Source organism: Thiorhodococcus mannitoliphagus (assembly GCF_010915725.1).
In the GTDB taxonomy this organism is placed as follows: Bacteria; Pseudomonadota; Gammaproteobacteria; order Chromatiales; family Chromatiaceae; genus Thiorhodococcus; species Thiorhodococcus mannitoliphagus.
Window position 1 is genome coordinate 1 of record NZ_JAAIJR010000045.1, and the last position, 15,433, is coordinate 15,433.

Here is a 15,433-nt window from a genome sequence, read left to right on the forward strand (position 1 = left end):
ACGACAGCTTTCTGCATCAAACACCGGCGGTTACCTGACCGCAGCGGCCTCTGCTCGGCCCCTATTCGATCGCCTTGATTGCAAGCTGGTCAAACAATGACCAGCACAGGGGTTTCTCAATGCGAGCAGATGGTTACCGCAGAACGACACAGCTTATCCACAGATCCGCTCACGGCACCTGGGGACAAGCGCTCGACGCCAATGGTCCCGCTGAGATCCATGGCCAGGGCGGGTGAATCCCAACACGGCCATCATCAGAGGCTGTCTGAATATTGAAATCGCCCGAGCTGAAGTGGCGAATTCATTCGCCTTCCCGCCCGTGTTAAGAAAGCGTCCCTCAACAACTTCCCCCCTTTCGCAAAGGGGGGCCAGGGGGGAATGGCACTAACTTAAGATTTTTATTCAATTGAATCACCGACATTCCGCACATCAGAATGTGTAAAAATAATTTATCTATCTTGCTGATTTTATGTTCAAACTCAGCCGTTTCGAACACGAATTCAGAGCAAATTGCCAGTCATCGCGAGACAAAATATTCCTGCGCTTCCTGGGCGTGAAAAGTCATTATTTTTTATCGCGACTATTCGCTGATTTTCGGTTCAAATTAGCCGAAGATCGCGAAACTTCGATATGCGGAATGTCGGGAATCAGATGCTTGCAGATGCCTTTCTGGAGCCAAAATTGTTGGAAAGCCACTGTCTGGGCGGGTGCCGACAGTCAAGCCTTCAGCAAACTCAGTAAGTCGGTGATCAGCGTTCCTTTCAAGCAACTGATTTAAAAAATATTTTACCTTAAGTTAGTGCTATTCCCCCCAGGGGGGATTTCGGGCGGCATAGCTCGCATCAGGAAACAATTGTTGGACACTTTCTAAGGACGACTAAAGTCGCGCTCTTCCGGATCTCAAGTAGTGTGCGATACAATATTTATCAACAACTTACTCAGCCTCGACTTTGGCCATTTTCCCCGGCTGGCAATCTCTTTTTATCAGTAGCTTACGATGCGTGAAAAAATTAACGAGGGGTCCAGTTTCGGCGTTCGGGCCTCGCGACCCCCTCTAATTTTCAGCCCTCACGATACTTCAAGCAGTTAGCTTTCTGGGAGACTGCAAAAATGGCCAAAGTCGAGCAAGAGTGGCCTGAGCTGTTTCAATCGCTTCATCAAGACCCTCACGACGCATCTTGAGATCATTGCCAACGATTTCATCAGCCGCCAAACCAGCGGATTTGTTGAGGGCCTCAATAACAAAATCAAAGTGCTCAAACGGCGCGGCTACGGCTTCACCAAATTCGAAAGCGGCTTTTTCAAAGAGTGTACATCGATATGCACGGATACGCCCTTTTCGGCTAGTCGATGCTTACAAATCAGTCGCTTACCTCTCTTTCACTCAGCATCATTTCGAAGCTTCTGTGTGCGGATAATTCGAGGTCAAGTGACTGTTATAAAAGAATTTTATCGGCCACCTGAATTCCGGGAGAGCCGAACCGCCCTCCCTGCGCGGGGAGGCGCCGGATCGCAGATTCGATTTAGGCCAAGTGCTTGGATGTCTGAGTTCCAAGGGCATCATCGCGCAGTCCACCAGCGTCGGCGCAGAGCCCGGCGAGGGTGGCTCTCGGGGGCGAGTCGCGTGAATGCACCCGCACCTGATGCGGGCATCTAACCCTAATTACCCCGATTTCGTAGGGCTTGATGGGCGCGATATCCAGCTATTATCAAACTCAGCGATACCTCATAGGGAGTCGTAGGGATTTCGACTGGGCTCTGCGCCCCTCCCCCCCATAACTTGACCATCGACAAAGGCGCTCTTTCTTAGCTTTCCCCGATGCGGGGCAGTTGGGATGAGGAATTTATGATGTTCGATGTGCTGAGACCACCTGTTTAGCAAGATTCTCCAGCCAAGCCGTTTTTTCGTCGAGAAATTTCGCATACTGGCTTACCACGTATCATCACTGCCTGCAATCGGAGAACAACAGTGAATCGAATAAAGCCATTCTTGCTCGCTCTCACCATTGGCCCCTGTGCCTGGCAAGCTGCAAACGGCCAGGATTATGTCGGCTACGTAGAGCAGCTTGCAGCGCAAGCGGGTCAACGGGCCCAGATGCACGCACAGAACGCGATCACGCTGTATCGCCAGCAAACCGGTGACTGGTCGACACCGGACCAACAGGTCTTAGCACACCTGGATGCCCTGTCCCGGCAACAGAATCCGGGGTTCTATTCCGACTTGCAGCAACGCGAACAGGCCTTTCAGACGCAGCAGGACGCCTATGTCAAGAACAGCAACGCCGTGCTCGACGGGATGTATAACAGCTACATGGACCGATCGGCCGCGCAATACCAAGGACATCAGAACTATACCCGCGAGGGTATCTGGGAGCGCTCTCACTACACCGACGGCAATGAGGTCTATGAACTTCCCTACTACCAACCCGGTCAGGTCTACGAAGGCTACGATGGTTCGACGATGATCCAGGACGAATACGGCCAGTATCAGCACTACGATGCCTATGGTTGGCAGAGCGAAATGGAGCAATACGATCCGGATTAACGCCCACAGGTCGTCTGCCTCGCCGCTGATCGCGAATGTTCTCGCCGCCATCCGCCAGTGGCCCCTTCAGACAGACAAGCGGTCTTCCAGGTGGTCGAGCACCTTGAAGGTGACGCGGTCGGCCAGGACCAGGGCTTCGGCCCGCTTCTGGGCAACGCGCGACTGTCCCGCGACAGGGTCACGGCGGCGCAGACAAGGGTCCATCACCGAGAGCAGCCCCTTGGCGTCCGGCGGAAAGTAGACCCGCATGACCTCGTAATGTTGGAACTCGCCAACTTCAGGTCTTCGATTTGCGAGAGGAGCAACGAGGATGCAGACGCCTCTGTCTCGGCTGGCATTATCTGGATCGACAAGGGCGAGTTGTTGAGGGAATCCCGTCTTAGACGGGGAAACTGTTATTCGGAAATCACTTGTTCGGAAATCACTTTGTTTACCGGAAAGCAGCTTGAAGCCGTTCTCTTTCGATCAACGCCGAGTAGTGCCGCCGGATACCCGGCGGCTCTACCCGGAGATCAAGCCTCGGTGACACGCGGCCCGCGCTCCAGCGGTGGCAGTGATCGCGGGGAGCCTTGTTCGTCCACGGCGACATAGGTGAAGTTGGCCGCGGCGACCTGATGTCGGCTCTGTGGGTCCGGCTCGCGCTGCGCCCAGATCTGGATCTCGACCGTCATCGAAGTCTTCCCGGCGCGGATCATCCGGGCGAAGACCTCGACCAGGTCCCCGACCAGCACGGGTGCGAGAAACTGGAATTCCTTGACCGCTACGGTTGCGACGCGGCCCTGTGCTGCCTGGATGGCGATGGTGCCGCCCGCCAGGTCTGCTTGCGATAATAGCCAGCCGCCAAAGATATCGCCAAAGGCATTGGTATCTGCCGGCATCGCAACCACGCGCGCCGCGAGCTGCCAAATGGTCGGATCCGTCACTGGCGGGTTGGCTGGGTCCATCCTGTCCATCGTCTGATTACTTGCCTCCGTCAGGCAGAAGTTGGTTGGGCAAAGCCCCTGACAAGGCCACAGTTTAATCCACTTCGGCCGCATCCCCACGAAGGGGTTTCCGCCAGAGGTTCTTGAAGATCCAATGAATCACGCAGCCCTGAGCGGCCGCAAGCGAGCGAGAGATGCCTGTCCTGCAGGAGATGCTCTCGATCAGCGATTCAGCTCTCACCCAGGCCAAGCAGGCCGGCCGCAACTGAATGCGGCCATTCGAGATCGCCCCGTCCCGAGCGCCGACGCCCCCCTGGACCCGAATGCGCGCAACCGCCCTTGATCAGGGTCGCAGCCGTCGAGGACGGACGGCATCAGAGGGCGTCGCCGCACCCTGGGATCATGGCTTGGGCTCCACAGGTTGACCAGCCAGCTCAAGCGTCGCCTGGTCGCCAAGCACAGCCCGAATCTCCTCCAATGTCGGCGGGCGCGTGTACGCTGGGTCGTCAAGGCGGCCCAGGCAGGTCATGCGCATCAAGTTCGGGTCCTGACCATCGTCCAGCCAGAAGTGGTAGCCGAAGCGCACCATCTGTGAGCCGCCGCTGTCTCCATGCCCGGCCAGTTGAAAACGCACGGCGCCTCGAGAAGGGTCGTCTACCTTGGAAACCAAGGCCAAGTCGTTTTGGACGCGCGTGATCTGATAGGTGCCCGCCGCCACGGCCTGGGGCTTTTCATGGTCGATGCGTCTCACCTCGACCGCGCAGCTCGTCCCCTCGGCCAAGGCCGAACCCGTCGTCAGGAAGGCTCGTGCACGTCCCGGCGAAATCTCGATCGGCCGATTGAAACGGACGGCGCTTCCTGGTGGAACCTCCACCCAGTCCCCCGGCACGGATTCCCGAACCAGTGTCTTGCAGCCCGCCAAGGCCGCCGCCAAGCAGACCAGGCTGAGCACAAGCAGAAGTCTCGGCCGCATCGAAGCGCACCTCATTCGGTTTGCGTCGCCGATCATTATCGATGACGCTGACAAGAGGGGTTGAGCCCAAGAAGATCCGTTGAAGTTCAGGCGAATCGAGGACTAGGAGCCTGTCCGACTTGGGGGGATCGAAGCGAGGAAGTGGGAGAGCGAGGCCATTTCGTTCCGGTTTTGAGGCGCATAGTGGTTCTATGTCACGAAAAATCGGGGCGAAAGGGACCGTTCTCCCGATTCCGCAGCCGATTCATCCTAAGTCGGACAGGCTCCTAGACCGCCGTGAGCCGACCTGACTCATAATCCGCGATCGCTTGGCGAATCTCCTCGCGGGTCGTCATCACAAAGGGACCATGATGGACGACCGGCTCGCCCAATGGGCTCGCCGCTAGGACCAAGGCACCCGCTGACGCCGACTTCGCACGCAGGATCAGCCTATCGCCATCGCCCAGCACCGCCATCTGTCGCGCGACAATGGGCTCGCCCGCGATTTGCAGCTCACCTTCGTAGAGGTAGACCAGGGCCTGATGGCCCCGTTCCACCGGCATCTCAAGGCTGGCGCCGAGCGGCATGCGGACATCGAGATAGAGTGGATCCGTGCTGATGCCTTGGGCTGCTCCTGCGATTTCGCGCTCACCGTCCGAGAAGATGCCCGCCACCACCTTCACGGACACGCCATCGGGTAGCTTCACCACCGGAATCTCCTCGGCCGGCAGATTACGGTAGGCCGGGTCCTTCATCTTCTCCGCCGCAGGCAGATTGACCCAGAGCTGCATGCCGTGCATCCGGCCGGCCTCTTGCTGCGGCATCTCGGAGTGGATGACACCGCGGCCTGCGGTCATCCACTGCACACCGCCGGATTCGAGCAGGCCGCGATGGCCCAAATGGTCCTCGTGGAGCATCCGGCCCTCCAGCATGTAGGTCAGGGTCTCGAAGCCGCGGTGCGGATGCGGCGGGAAGCCGGCGAGGTAATCCTGCGCCTCGTCCGAACCGAAGTCGTCGAGCAAGAGAAATGGATCCAGCCCGCGCATGCCATCTGGGGCGACGATCCGGTGGAGCTTGACACCACCGCCATCGGAGGCGGGCGCGGCCGTCAAAATGCGCTTGATCGAGCGTGCTTGCATGTCGCCCTCCTCTGAGGTCGCCGCCAGTTAGTTGCTAGAGCGCCTCGGTTGCCGTTTGGATGCTGGACGCGTGCTGCTTCAGGTCAAGTTCGCCGCCGTCGCCCAATCATCCGCCGTGGGATGGCCTTTGCCTGGGTCCCGCGAGGGGACAAAGCCTGGCGGGCTCAGTCACCGCTCCAGCAGCGCCTCCAGCATCAGCTCGGCCGTGCGGACGGAGGACATGGGGTTCTGCCCGGTGACGAGGTTGCGGTCCCGCACCGCGAAGGGCTGGAAATCCTCTCCTTTGACGTAGTGGCCGCCCAGCGCGCGCAGCTTGTCTTCGAGCAGGAAGGGGACGACCTTGGTCAGTTCCACCGCCTGCTCCTCACCGTTGGTGAAGCCGCTTACCTGGTAGCCTGAAATCAGCGGTTCGCCATTGCCTCGCCTTGCGCCGACCAGGCCCCCTGGGCCATGACAGACGGCACCAATGACCGCACCGCGATCCGCGGCAGCGCCGAGAATCTTGATGAGATTCGAATCGCCTGGCAGATCGAAAACGGCCCCGTGACCACCCGGCAGGAAGACGGCCACGAAATCGCTAAAGTCGATCTCAGCAAGCCGGACGCTGTTGCACAGCCCCTCCATGGCGGTAGCGTTGTCGAGAAACCAGGCGACGTCCTCGGGAAGGGTCTCGAGCTGCTCAAGGCTCTTGGGATCATGCGGCGGCTCGCCGCCCTTGGGCGAGGCCATGACGATCTCGAAACCGGCCTCGTCGAAGATGCGATAGGGCGCGGCCATCTCCTCGTACCAGAATCCGGTCGGATGCCCACTCTCGCCGAGGCGATCGTGGGAGGTCAAAACCATGAGAATCTTATCGGCCATAAAGTAACTCCTGTTGCTAGCAACAGCGTCGGGCTGAAGACAAGAGTTTCAAGCCAAATCCGGCCATTGCCCCCCAACAGCTCGAAAGACGCGGAGAAAGGCCGAGACCTCTTCCGTGCGAGCGCTGCAACCCAAGCGTGAGCCCCGAGGCCCAAGACCAGGATGACGATCCAACATCAGAATTGCTGCTCCGGTGACCAGCACCCCGGAAGCGGCTACCATTCGCGCCTCCCGGGTCTTGGCCCGACACCTTTGCAACCATCGAGACGCACGACATGAGCAGGATTCACTTCATCGGCGGAGAGAAAGGCGGGGTCGGCAAGTCCGTCCTCGCGCGACTCCTGGCGCAGTATCACATTGACAACGCACTTCCCTTCACGGCCTTCGATACCGACCGCTCGCACGGCGCACTGCTGCGCTTCTATGCCGATTTCAGTCGGCCGATCCTGCTGGATGACATCGAGAGCACGGACCAGGTGATCGAGTCCGCGTTGGAGACCGAGCAGAGCATCCTGGTGGATCTTGCAGCCCAAACGTCGTCACTGCTGCATCGCTGGATCGAGCAAGCAGACCTCTTGACCTTCGCGAGCGAGGCGCAGATCCAGATCGTCTTCTGGCATGTGATCGACGATGGGGCCGACGGCATCGCCCTGCTGGATGCCCTGCTCGAGCGTTACGGCAGCGCCGCTAGCTATGTCATTGTGAGGAACTACGGCAGGGGCAAGGACTTCTCCGCCTTCGCCGCATCAGCGGCTCAGGCCAAGGCCGCGGAGCTTGGCGTTCATGTGATCGACCTCCCAGAGCTTCACGCCGGTTCGATGCGCAAGATCGACCATGGCAACGCCAGCCTATGGGCCGCCGCGCACAACAAGGACGCTGGCCTGGGACTCATGGACCGGCAGCGCGTCAAGGTCTGGATCAACCGTGCCTACCAGCAGTTCGCGCGCGTTCAGAGTCTCATCGAGGCCAAGTCCTGAGCTGGCGCAAGGACTCCCTGGCAAAGGCTCATGCCCTGCTTCCGGCACCCGGAAGCAGGGAACAAAGGCCGCCGTCTGCGCGTTCTTCGCGGCGGGGCGCCGCTCCCCACCAAAGTGAGCGGCTGCGGCGCTGTTCGGTAACAGCGACGCATCGCGCGCGCTGCCTTCATCCTGGGCGCAAAGCACCGGCTAAGGCTCGGCCAAGGGATAGAGCCAACCGACAATCTGCCCACCTCCGGGATGCCGCGTCCTGCCCGGCTCCACATCGATCAGGGTATAACGACCGCCCACAGCAAAGAGGCGGATCCGCCGGGCATAGGCCTCCGGATCGCGCCATGGGAGGTTGTCATAGTTCTCCTCCGCAAGCTCGACCCAGCCCTGCTTGAGATTCACCCCGACGACCACGGCGACATGGCCAAAGCGCCACTCCGGATCCGCATGATCGCGTGCATAGATGACCAGATCACCGCGCTGTGGTGCACGCTTCCCAGCCCCGTTGAGCGATCGTCCAAGCGGCACCGGCTCACGCCCGGGCAGGCGAAGCCCTGCGGTCAGATCGAAGATGTCGGCCGCCGTCGGCACGTCCCCGAAGGTCAGACTGCGATTGCGAATCCACCAGCGGCGCGCGTACTCGACGCACTGGTAGGTAACCCCGGCGTACTCGAAACGATCGGCATCCGGCGACTTGTCCGCCACTTGGACCTCGCCGGTTGTGGGATCGACGAAACTGTACTCCAGCCGCAGACAGGCAGAGCTGCAGTTGGAACGCGCCTCGACGCCGTCCGCGGTGCCGAGCCGCGCGCCGAAGGGGATCTCACAGGGCCCCTGGCAGGCGCGCTTGGCCGCGCGCAGTCGCTGCAGCCGCTCCAAGGGACCCAGCGACGGCGGACTCTGGCCGAGATCGGCGCCGTCCGTATGTGGCGGCAGAAGCGCGAGGGATTGCGCTCCGAGCCCGACCTGCTGGGCCGTCGAGGTCGCGTCTGCGCATGCCGGATTCCATGCTAGCCAGCCAGTCAAGGAGAGCGCGGCCACCGCCACAGCCATCTGAAGTCCAGCAGCGGACGAGAGAGATCGGTTTAAGGTCATGTGCTGGCGGGTCTCCGCAATGATCGATCAGGGCCGGATCCTTGTATTCGAGCGTTAGTGACGGCAACCGGCCGACCGCAGAGGGCCACTCCGCTAGGCACCCGTCGGCGGCAGCCCTTGGAGGATATTGCCTCGCACTGGCCGGGAGAGGAAGGTCCGCCAGACCAGAGGGAGCGTCCAGGGCTCGCGACGATTCCAAGGCAGCAGAGACACGAAACGCGCCATGGCGCAGTAGCCGAAGATGACCTGGGCCCAGGTCCCGATGGTCGGCAGCCAATAGAGGAACTGCATCGGCGCCGGCAGAGACAGGAGCAAGAGGAGCAGATACCAGAAGCGCACCTGGATGGGGAAAGCCGTCAGGCTGCGCTCGCGCATCCCAAAGTGGACGAGTTGGACGACCGTCAAGCCAATTGCCAGAAGGAACCCTTGCGGATACCCGACAAGTCCAAGGGTCAGCAAGCAGACGGTGACGAGCCAGTACCACCAGCTAGCCTCTTTGTAATCGATCATGAGCATCTCGATCTCCGGTGGGCATGTGTTGATTAAGCGGTGACATGGGGTCGGCGCGGCGGGCTGCCATGGGGAATGCGACAGGCTGCTGCGCTTGCCCGCCCCGCCCAGTGTGTCATCATTAGGGCCAATGTTCTGCGACGGCACGAGACTATGCAACGCTGGATCAACCCGGATAAAGGGCGCTACTACTTGGTGGACCTGGTTCAGGATCTTCTCGGTGATTGGACACTGATACTCTCTTGGGGCGCGCTGGGATCACGCGGCGGGCAGATGCGCGTCATGGTGGTCGCCTCCAAGAGCGCAGGCCTGGAGCAGTTGGAGACCATCGCCAAGCGGCGCCGCCGATGCGGCTATCAGCTTGAGTCACAGGGCCGCGACCTCCAAGAGTCCCAAAAGGAGCTGACCGACCTCGAGACTGCGCCGCAACGCCTGACCTGAGTTCGAAGCCGCAACGCGGCGACAGGGCTGCCGCGCCCCCACCATGCCTTCCAATGGGAGCCCGACTCATGAGCAAGCTCAATGCCACGCAACCCTCTTTATCGGAGTGCCCCAGCACCGAGCACCAAACCTCAACGCAGGCGGCAGACGACGCACACCGTCATGAGCCGCGGAAGTTGAGTATGCATGAAGGCGTGGAGGTCTGGGACGGTTGCGGCTCCTGCGGAGCCGAGCCTTACTGGCTCGAGATCGGCGCCGAGATCAAGAGCACCGAGCGCAGCGACGAGGAGAGCGAACGTTAGTGCCTAAACACTGCCCGCGCCCGGCTGGGGTCGAACCATGGCCAGCGCGCCCAGCCAGTGTCAAGGCGCAGTGCGCAGACGCGGCCGCGGCACGGGCTTCAGACACCAAGAGTGGATATGAAGGACGCACATCAGCCTGACTTTTCTTCGTCTCCTTTGCCCCTTCGCGGCTCCAATTGCAGGACTTAGAAAGCGTCCATCAACAACTCCTCCCCTTTCGCAAAGGGGCGATAGGGGGGATTTCGGGCGGCATCGCTCGCATCGGGAAACAATTGATGGACACTTTCTTAGGATGAACCCTCTAGCGCGCTGGTGGCATTCCCTTGCGCTTGCCGAGGAGCGTGATCCTTTCACCGCAGCAACCTGGGAGCAAGCCTGGAAGTCGCTGCCGCTGCTCGCCGGCTTGGACGCTTCCGAATCAGCCCGGCTGCGCCGACTCGCCCTGGGTTTCCTCCGCCAGAAGACATTGGAGCCCGCGCAAGGGCTCGCTCTGACAGACCCAATACGGCTCATGATCGCCTTGCAGGCCGGCCTGCCAGTTCTGCAGCTCGGGCTCGACTGGTACGGCGGCTGGTACTCCGTCATCGTCTATCCGGATGCCTTCATCCCCGAGCACCAGGTGATGGGCGATGACGGCGTCGTCTGGGTCGATCGCACGGTGAAGGCGGGCGAGTCCTGGGAGCGAGGCCCGATCATCCTCTCCTGGGCGGATATTCACCAAGACCTTGAGCTGGATGGGCACAATGTCATCATTCACGAGCTGGCACACAAGCTGGACGGACGCTCCGGCAGCACCAATGGCTCCCCGCCGCTACACCGCGGGATGTCTGGCGCGCTCTGGAAGCGGACCTTCGCCCAGGCTTACGAGGACCTCTGTCACCGCGCCGATGCGGGCGAGCACACGCCCATCGACCCCTACGCCACACAATCCCCGGCCGAGTTCTTCGCCGTGGTCAGCGAGGCCTTCTTTGAGGTCCCGTCGCTGCTCATCGGCGAATATCCGGATGTCTATGGGCAGCTCAAGGCGTTCTACAGACAGGATCCGCTGCGCAGGCTCGCCGGCTGTGTTGAAGGTGTCAATCGCAGCCGACGTTAAGAGGCTGTCTGAATATTGTAATCGCCCGAGCTGCAAGGGGCGAATTCATTCGCCCTCCCGCCAGTGCCAAGGGCGACTAAAGTCGCCCCCTACGAGGTTTTTCAGACAGCCTCTAAGGACCTCAAGCGTCCTCATCCGACCGCCGAGACCGCGTCTGCTTGACCCGACCGCGCAGCTTCTTCGACGTCAGCCGCCGCTCCTTGGAGCCGCGAGTCGGCCGAGTCGCGATCCGCGGCTTCGGCCGATGCGCCGCCTGACGGATCAGGCCAGCCAGGCGCTCGCGGGCGTCCTCGCGATTGCGCTCGCGCGTACGAAAGCGGTGCGCTTCGATCGTCAGCACACCCTCTCCATCGACCCGGCGCCCAGCCAGCCGGAGCAGGCGCTGGCGCACGTCTTCCGCAAGCGAGGGCGAGCGCGCCGCGTCGAAGCTCAGCTGGACGGCCGTGGCGACCTTGTTGACGTTCTGCCCGCCCGGCCCAGGCGCGCGAATAAAGCGCTCGGAAAGCTCGGATTCAGGGATGCGAATCACTGGTGTAATCTGAAGCATGGACCAATTCTGGCCCCCTGCCCCATGCCGAGCAAGCCGTGATCATGCCAGCGTGCCTGAGGGCAAGGGCTATGAAGCCGCTCGCTCGCACGCCGCCGTGACTGGCGCCTTGAGGACGATGTCACCCGGCGCAACGCCAAGCTCTGCGGCGATCACACTGCATTTCGCCTGCAGGACAAAGAAGACCGGCGCGCTCGATTCACTGAGCGTTTCGTAGTTGGCCTGACCCTTGGCGATGATGAGCGTCGCCCGGAGGAAGCGCGCACGGAAGGACTCCGAGCAGCGCTCCAGGAGGGTCCCTGGCGCGGCCGAGCCGTTGTCGATGATCTCGGCGACCGCATCGAGTCCGGCGGCCAGGGCGTCATCTCGCGTCGCGTCGTTGATGATGGGGGATGCCTTGACGACATAGGTGACGGGTTTCGACATCTGTCTCAACTGCTCGATCAGGACGCGGTCGAAGACCGTCTCGCCAGCGTTGTCACCGAGGTAGAGGACGGTGTCGGTCGCGGCCAATGCCGAACGCAGCGCACTCATGCCGTCGATGGCGAAAGGCTGCCTGAGCACCCGCTCCAGCGTGGCCTCCAGGTCGAAGGCTTCGGCCACGCCATGGTCGATGATGTTGCCCGCGATGGCGATGCGCACGGCCGTGTCCAACGGATCGATCGCCGTGCGGAGCCGTTCGCGCAGATCAGGCAAGAGCGCGAGCGCCTGCTCGGTCGCCTCCTGCTTGGCCCCTTGGTAAGGATCGGGATCCTGCGTCTGGGTGCGGACCCACCCATGGATGGCCTCCGCCACTTGCGGCGGCGTGGCCTCTGCCGGCAGGGATTCGAGATGCGACATGGTCTGCAGCAGGATACGCCGCTGCAGCTCCGGCGCAGCGCCAGCGCGGCGGGCGGCGCTCAGCGCCTGTCGCAGGAAACAGGGATAACAGTCCAGGTAGGTCTTCATCGGTCAGCTCGCACAGGCTACCAGTGGTCAGTGGTCAGGACGGCTGCTTTGTTCCAGTTCGATTGGTGGGAGCGGCGCCCCGCCGCGACGAGTTCGCAGACGGCTGCAGCCCCTATTCCATGCTCCGGGATGCCGGAATCACGGCATGAGCGTTCGCGTCCCGCCGGCCATCGGCATCGCCAGCGTCATTACCCTAGCTCTGACGACAATCCAGTCTCCAGGCGCTCGAGTTGCATTCTCAAGCGCGCGATCTGCTCGCTCAGAGGCGCTGGCGCAGGTGCATGGGACTCCAGGCGTCCAGAACTCGCCTCACTGACCTCGGATGCCGTGCGCGCGTCAACACCGCGACCGACACGCGCTCGCCCACGACCACAGGGACCCTGTCCACGCCCCTGGCCTTGCCCCTTTCCCTGGCCTTGCCCCTTTCCCTGGCCACGTCCAGCTCCACGCGGACCGGTTCCGTCTTGCATTGGCATGATCTCTTCCTCTTCAAAAACGGACCCGCGAGCCGGTCTCCGGCTCGGAGACATCGACCCAAGACTGCGTGCCCGTCTCAAGTTGACGCATCGCCCGCGTCCTAGACATTGGCCAAGACGCTGGAGTTCCTGAGCAGCCAATCGCGCACTGCCCGCACTCAAAGTATCAGCGCATTCCCGACTGCTTTGCCCGGACATTTCGCAATGCAAAGCGCACATATGTGCGTTCCAATAGGCGACATCCAAATTGCGAAACAGGAAATCCAACCCATGCCATCGAACTACGAACGCTTCTTCGACAACCAGCGCTTCGCCCTCGTTGGTCGCTCGGCGGTCAAACCCTTCCCGCTCCTGAGCTATCGCGGCCTCAAGCGGCTCGGCAAGACAGTCTATGCCATCGATCCCAGCGCAACCGACATCGATGGGGATCGGGCGTATCCGGATCTCGACGCCCTGCCGGAATCGGTCGAGGCCCTGATCATCGAGGCGCCGAAGGCCGAGACGCGCGATTGGGTCGCCGCGGCCGCGCGAGCCGGACTGCGTGACGTCTGGGTCCACATGGCGCACGACACCCCCGAGGCCGTGGCGCTCGCCGAAGAGTCCGGCATCAACCTCCGCACCGGCACCTGTGCGGTGATGTATGTCACCCCGGGTCTCACCTATCACAGTCTTCACAAAGCCATCATGAAGCTGGCCGGGAAATATTGATTTCGACTCTGAGAGGCTGTCTGGAAATCATGGTCGAGACATACAAGGGGCGAATTCATTCGCCCTTGGTCCGGCGGTTGGGCGAATGAATTCGCCCCTACCCGTTTTTTCAGACAGCTTCTGATCGAGCTGCCGGTGATGTTGGTACTGATGAGACTGCGCGCACGCGCCTGAAATCATTCACGCGCAACCCGAGTGTCTCGTCGGCAGCGGCCCCCCAGTCAGGCAGCAATGTCGTCGCGAGCGCTGCCGACGCAGGCAAGACGACCGAGCAGTTCTTGGACGCTGTGCTGACCCGTGGCGCCTCGCAGCCCTTGCGGATTCGCAATGTATTTTCGCGCCACCTATGTTTAGTGGATAGGTAGCGTAGTGGCCGGCCAGCAGAGTTCGATCGTCAGGAACCCATTGAAAACGGTTGAATTCGGCGATGCGACCGCCCCCCGCGCTCGGCAGCACGGCTTCGCCGTGGACAGCTTGGCGGGATGCCGACCTGGCCGGATTCAACCTTGGAGCATGCATTGATGAGCGCTCAACTGACGAAAATTGTGATCCTAGTTGTGATGAGTCTCGCGTTCGGTAGCGCGGCGCTCGCGGGAGGCGGCCAAAACGCCTACAACAACCCGACAGGTGATCCGGCCGAAGACACCTACCAGACCCCATACACCAATGTTGGCGATGGGCGCATCATGGTCTTCTGCGCGGAAGATGAATCCCTGGTCGTGACGCCGGCTGAAGGTGGTGCCGTCGAGGCCACCTGCGTACCAGACGAAGACTGATCCAGTCCGAAGACTGTTCCAGTCCGGCCGGCGATGGCTGGCTTCGCGGCTCCACTCCAAGACGTCGCCGCGCCATCACCCCCACCCAAGCACCACGCCAGCGCGCGAGGCGGCGACGCCTTCCTGCTGAACGAGCCCGCCGCCGAGTGCAGCATGCAGCCCCGCCAAAGATAGCGCCTTGCACTCGACGTCAGTCTCCACTCCGATCTCTGTCACCCCCCTTGAAGGCACTGTCGCAAAGACGACGATTCGCTGCAGCAACTGGCGAATCGGCTTGCTAAGCCATTGAAACGAGGAACCTGATTCCTGGCCCGTCGTTTGCTTAATGTTGCCAATCACAACACCGAAGCAGGCCAATAGCATGGGACAACACCACCAACCGAAGCCGATTGCAGAAACATTCACAGGTTCTATCGCGCTCCGCCCAATGGAAGATGCCCCAGCCGCCGACAAAGACGCCCTCCAGCGCCCCCAGGATCTTCAGTACGCGCCCACTGTGCCCCGGGAGGCCTGAGACATGGCCCGCTTTGAACCCTGCCAAGGCAAGAACGCCTGTCGCGATGACGGCGAGCGCTGCCTGACCTGCGGACGAGAACTGAGCGAGATCGCTCGACTGCGGGACGCGGTCGACGCCTTGGCCAACCTTGCCATCGAGCACGACTACGACAACAGCGAGGCCTTCGCGGCCTATGTCGCTCGCAAGCTCTTCAAGACCATTAACTACCGTCGGGAGCAGCACCGATGAGCGAGCTCCTCATCGACCCCGATAACGCCCGCTTCCGCTTGGGCGTGCCGGACATGGACAGCGTTCATTTTGAATTCATCGATCTGGTCAACGCCATGGCAGAGGCCAACCAAGCCCGTTTCCTTGAACTCTTCGAGCGCCTGGTCGAGCACACCCTGGCGCACTTCGAGCGCGAAGAGCAGTGGATGACGGAGACAGGATTCCCCGCGCTGCAAGAACATCGGGCCGATCACCAGCGCGTCCTCGGTGACCTCAAGGCGATCGGTCAGCGCACGACGCGAGGCAAACTCGCCCTGGGCAGAGCCTACGTCCGCGAACAATTGCCGGGTTGGTTCGCACTCCATGCGGCCACGATGGACAGCGCCCTTGCTGCTCATCTGAAGTCGAATCCTGTTTCCTGA

At 61.4% G+C, this 15,433-nt stretch carries 21 protein-coding genes; 10 read left to right on the forward strand and 11 right to left on the reverse strand.

The window, feature by feature from the left end; genetic code table 11:
* The first annotated feature begins 1,102 nt into the window (after positions 1–1,102).
* Positions 1,103–1,657 carry a transposase gene (locus tag G3480_RS29510; RefSeq protein WP_420824622.1) on the forward strand — a complete coding sequence of 185 codons (555 nt, stop codon included), beginning with the start codon at positions 1,103–1,105 and terminating at the stop codon, positions 1,655–1,657.
* A 312-nt stretch (positions 1,658–1,969) separates the two neighbouring features.
* On the forward strand, positions 1,970–2,545 hold the full coding sequence (locus G3480_RS12400) for a hypothetical protein (RefSeq protein ID WP_164654206.1): 576 nt from the start codon (positions 1,970–1,972) through the stop codon (positions 2,543–2,545).
* 66 nt (positions 2,546–2,611) lie between these two features.
* On the opposite strand, the gene G3480_RS12405 is transcribed toward G3480_RS12400, so the two are convergent.
* The 5 genes from G3480_RS12405 to G3480_RS12425 form a co-directional block, all read right to left on the reverse strand.
* Positions 2,612–2,794 (reverse strand): hypothetical protein, encoded by a 183-nt coding sequence (locus tag G3480_RS12405; protein ID WP_164654207.1) that lies wholly within the window; start codon positions 2,792–2,794, stop codon positions 2,612–2,614.
* A gap of 263 nt (positions 2,795–3,057) precedes the next feature.
* Positions 3,058–3,489 carry an acyl-CoA thioesterase gene (locus G3480_RS12410; RefSeq protein WP_338114127.1) on the reverse strand — a complete coding sequence of 144 codons (432 nt, stop codon included), beginning with the start codon at positions 3,487–3,489 and terminating at the stop codon, positions 3,058–3,060.
* A gap of 379 nt (positions 3,490–3,868) precedes the next feature.
* Complete coding sequence (locus G3480_RS12415) at positions 3,869–4,441, reverse strand: hypothetical protein (protein ID WP_164654209.1); 573 nt, start codon at positions 4,439–4,441, stop codon at positions 3,869–3,871.
* A 266-nt stretch (positions 4,442–4,707) separates the two neighbouring features.
* Positions 4,708–5,559, reverse strand: a complete 852-nt coding sequence (locus tag G3480_RS12420) for a pirin family protein (RefSeq protein WP_164654210.1) — start codon at positions 5,557–5,559, stop codon at positions 4,708–4,710.
* Positions 5,560–5,727: 168 nt separating this feature from the next.
* Positions 5,728–6,420: a type 1 glutamine amidotransferase domain-containing protein gene (locus G3480_RS12425; RefSeq protein WP_164654211.1), complete on the reverse strand. Its 693-nt coding sequence runs from the start codon at positions 6,418–6,420 to the stop codon at positions 5,728–5,730.
* Between the two features lie 275 nt (positions 6,421–6,695).
* On the opposite strand from G3480_RS12425, the gene G3480_RS12430 reads away from it, so the two are divergent.
* Positions 6,696–7,397, forward strand: a complete 702-nt coding sequence (locus G3480_RS12430; protein ID WP_164654212.1) for a P-loop NTPase family protein — start codon at positions 6,696–6,698, stop codon at positions 7,395–7,397.
* Positions 7,398–7,586: 189 nt separating this feature from the next.
* Here G3480_RS12430 and G3480_RS12435 read toward each other — a convergent pair whose 3' ends face one another.
* Together G3480_RS12435 and G3480_RS12440 are read right to left on the reverse strand one after the other, a co-directional pair.
* Positions 7,587–8,483, reverse strand: coding sequence for a CHAP domain-containing protein (locus tag G3480_RS12435; protein WP_240905780.1), 897 nt, complete (start codon positions 8,481–8,483; stop codon positions 7,587–7,589).
* 93 nt (positions 8,484–8,576) lie between these two features.
* Positions 8,577–8,993: a hypothetical protein gene (locus tag G3480_RS12440; protein ID WP_240905781.1), complete on the reverse strand. Its 417-nt coding sequence runs from the start codon at positions 8,991–8,993 to the stop codon at positions 8,577–8,579.
* 153 nt (positions 8,994–9,146) lie between these two features.
* Here G3480_RS12440 and G3480_RS12445 point away from each other — a divergent pair, with 153 nt between their 5' ends.
* The 3 genes from G3480_RS12445 to G3480_RS12455 all read left to right on the forward strand — a co-directional run bounded on the left by G3480_RS12445 (position 9,147) and on the right by G3480_RS12455 (position 10,832).
* Complete coding sequence (locus G3480_RS12445; protein ID WP_164654214.1) at positions 9,147–9,434, forward strand: WGR domain-containing protein; 288 nt, start codon at positions 9,147–9,149, stop codon at positions 9,432–9,434.
* Positions 9,435–9,502: 68 nt separating this feature from the next.
* On the forward strand, positions 9,503–9,736 hold the full coding sequence (locus G3480_RS12450) for a hypothetical protein (protein WP_164654205.1): 234 nt from the start codon (positions 9,503–9,505) through the stop codon (positions 9,734–9,736).
* 292 nt (positions 9,737–10,028) lie between these two features.
* Positions 10,029–10,832: a M90 family metallopeptidase gene (locus tag G3480_RS12455; protein ID WP_164654215.1), complete on the forward strand. Its 804-nt coding sequence runs from the start codon at positions 10,029–10,031 to the stop codon at positions 10,830–10,832.
* Between the two features lie 121 nt (positions 10,833–10,953).
* Here G3480_RS12455 and arfB read toward each other — a convergent pair whose 3' ends face one another.
* From arfB to G3480_RS29515, 3 genes are all read right to left on the reverse strand, one after another.
* On the reverse strand, positions 10,954–11,379 hold the full coding sequence (gene arfB, locus G3480_RS12460; RefSeq protein WP_164654216.1) for an alternative ribosome rescue aminoacyl-tRNA hydrolase ArfB: 426 nt from the start codon (positions 11,377–11,379) through the stop codon (positions 10,954–10,956).
* Positions 11,380–11,448: 69 nt separating this feature from the next.
* Positions 11,449–12,327, reverse strand: coding sequence for a damage-control phosphatase ARMT1 family protein (locus G3480_RS12465; protein WP_164654217.1), 879 nt, complete (start codon positions 12,325–12,327; stop codon positions 11,449–11,451).
* Positions 12,328–12,515: 188 nt separating this feature from the next.
* A complete protein-coding gene (locus G3480_RS29515; RefSeq protein WP_420824621.1) occupies positions 12,516–13,022 on the reverse strand; it encodes a DUF5320 family protein in 507 nt (168 codons plus the stop codon).
* Positions 13,023–13,073: 51 nt separating this feature from the next.
* On the opposite strand from G3480_RS29515, the gene G3480_RS12475 reads away from it, so the two are divergent.
* Together G3480_RS12475 and G3480_RS12480 are read left to right on the forward strand one after the other, a co-directional pair.
* On the forward strand, positions 13,074–13,511 hold the full coding sequence (locus G3480_RS12475; RefSeq protein ID WP_164654219.1) for a CoA-binding protein: 438 nt from the start codon (positions 13,074–13,076) through the stop codon (positions 13,509–13,511).
* 521 nt (positions 13,512–14,032) lie between these two features.
* The gene (locus tag G3480_RS12480; RefSeq protein WP_164654220.1) at positions 14,033–14,287 is read left to right on the forward strand and encodes a hypothetical protein; all 255 of its coding nucleotides are present in this window, start codon (positions 14,033–14,035) and stop codon (positions 14,285–14,287) included.
* A gap of 75 nt (positions 14,288–14,362) precedes the next feature.
* Here G3480_RS12480 and G3480_RS12485 read toward each other — a convergent pair whose 3' ends face one another.
* Positions 14,363–14,650, reverse strand: a complete 288-nt coding sequence (locus tag G3480_RS12485; protein ID WP_164654221.1) for a hypothetical protein — start codon at positions 14,648–14,650, stop codon at positions 14,363–14,365.
* Positions 14,651–14,804: 154 nt separating this feature from the next.
* On the opposite strand from G3480_RS12485, the gene G3480_RS12490 reads away from it, so the two are divergent.
* Together G3480_RS12490 and G3480_RS12495 are read left to right on the forward strand one after the other, a co-directional pair.
* On the forward strand, positions 14,805–15,032 hold the full coding sequence (locus G3480_RS12490) for a hypothetical protein (protein WP_164654222.1): 228 nt from the start codon (positions 14,805–14,807) through the stop codon (positions 15,030–15,032).
* Positions 15,029–15,433, forward strand: coding sequence for a hemerythrin domain-containing protein (locus G3480_RS12495; RefSeq protein ID WP_164654223.1), 405 nt, complete (start codon positions 15,029–15,031; stop codon positions 15,431–15,433). Before G3480_RS12490 ends, G3480_RS12495 begins: the two co-directional genes overlap by 4 nt.

Bases quoted from the DNA above. Each gene is read 5' to 3' on its own strand.
- G3480_RS12405 (WP_164654207.1), bottom strand. From the start codon at position 2,794: ATGCGGGTCTACTTTCCGCCGGACGCCAAGGGGCTGCTCTCGGTGATG.
- G3480_RS12410 (WP_338114127.1), bottom strand. From the start codon at position 3,489: ATGGACCCAGCCAACCCGCCAGTGACGGATCCGACCATTTGGCAGCTC.
- G3480_RS12415 (WP_164654209.1), bottom strand. From the start codon at position 4,441: ATGCGGCCGAGACTTCTGCTTGTGCTCAGCCTGGTCTGCTTGGCGGCG.
- G3480_RS12420 (WP_164654210.1), bottom strand. From the start codon at position 5,559: ATGCAAGCACGCTCGATCAAGCGCATTTTGACGGCCGCGCCCGCCTCC.
- G3480_RS12425 (WP_164654211.1), bottom strand. From the start codon at position 6,420: ATGGCCGATAAGATTCTCATGGTTTTGACCTCCCACGATCGCCTCGGC.
- G3480_RS12430 (WP_164654212.1), top strand. From the start codon at position 6,696: ATGAGCAGGATTCACTTCATCGGCGGAGAGAAAGGCGGGGTCGGCAAG.
- G3480_RS12435 (WP_240905780.1), bottom strand. From the start codon at position 8,483: ATGACCTTAAACCGATCTCTCTCGTCCGCTGCTGGACTTCAGATGGCT.
- G3480_RS12440 (WP_240905781.1), bottom strand. From the start codon at position 8,993: ATGATCGATTACAAAGAGGCTAGCTGGTGGTACTGGCTCGTCACCGTC.
- G3480_RS12445 (WP_164654214.1), top strand. From the start codon at position 9,147: ATGCAACGCTGGATCAACCCGGATAAAGGGCGCTACTACTTGGTGGAC.
- G3480_RS12450 (WP_164654205.1), top strand. From the start codon at position 9,503: ATGAGCAAGCTCAATGCCACGCAACCCTCTTTATCGGAGTGCCCCAGC.
- G3480_RS12455 (WP_164654215.1), top strand. From the start codon at position 10,029: ATGAACCCTCTAGCGCGCTGGTGGCATTCCCTTGCGCTTGCCGAGGAG.
- arfB (WP_164654216.1), bottom strand. From the start codon at position 11,379: ATGCTTCAGATTACACCAGTGATTCGCATCCCTGAATCCGAGCTTTCC.
- G3480_RS12465 (WP_164654217.1), bottom strand. From the start codon at position 12,327: ATGAAGACCTACCTGGACTGTTATCCCTGTTTCCTGCGACAGGCGCTG.
- G3480_RS29515 (WP_420824621.1), bottom strand. From the start codon at position 13,022: ATGTGCGCTTTGCATTGCGAAATGTCCGGGCAAAGCAGTCGGGAATGC.
- G3480_RS12475 (WP_164654219.1), top strand. From the start codon at position 13,074: ATGCCATCGAACTACGAACGCTTCTTCGACAACCAGCGCTTCGCCCTC.
- G3480_RS12480 (WP_164654220.1), top strand. From the start codon at position 14,033: ATGAGCGCTCAACTGACGAAAATTGTGATCCTAGTTGTGATGAGTCTC.
- G3480_RS12485 (WP_164654221.1), bottom strand. From the start codon at position 14,650: ATGCTATTGGCCTGCTTCGGTGTTGTGATTGGCAACATTAAGCAAACG.
- G3480_RS12490 (WP_164654222.1), top strand. From the start codon at position 14,805: ATGGCCCGCTTTGAACCCTGCCAAGGCAAGAACGCCTGTCGCGATGAC.
- G3480_RS12495 (WP_164654223.1), top strand. From the start codon at position 15,029: ATGAGCGAGCTCCTCATCGACCCCGATAACGCCCGCTTCCGCTTGGGC.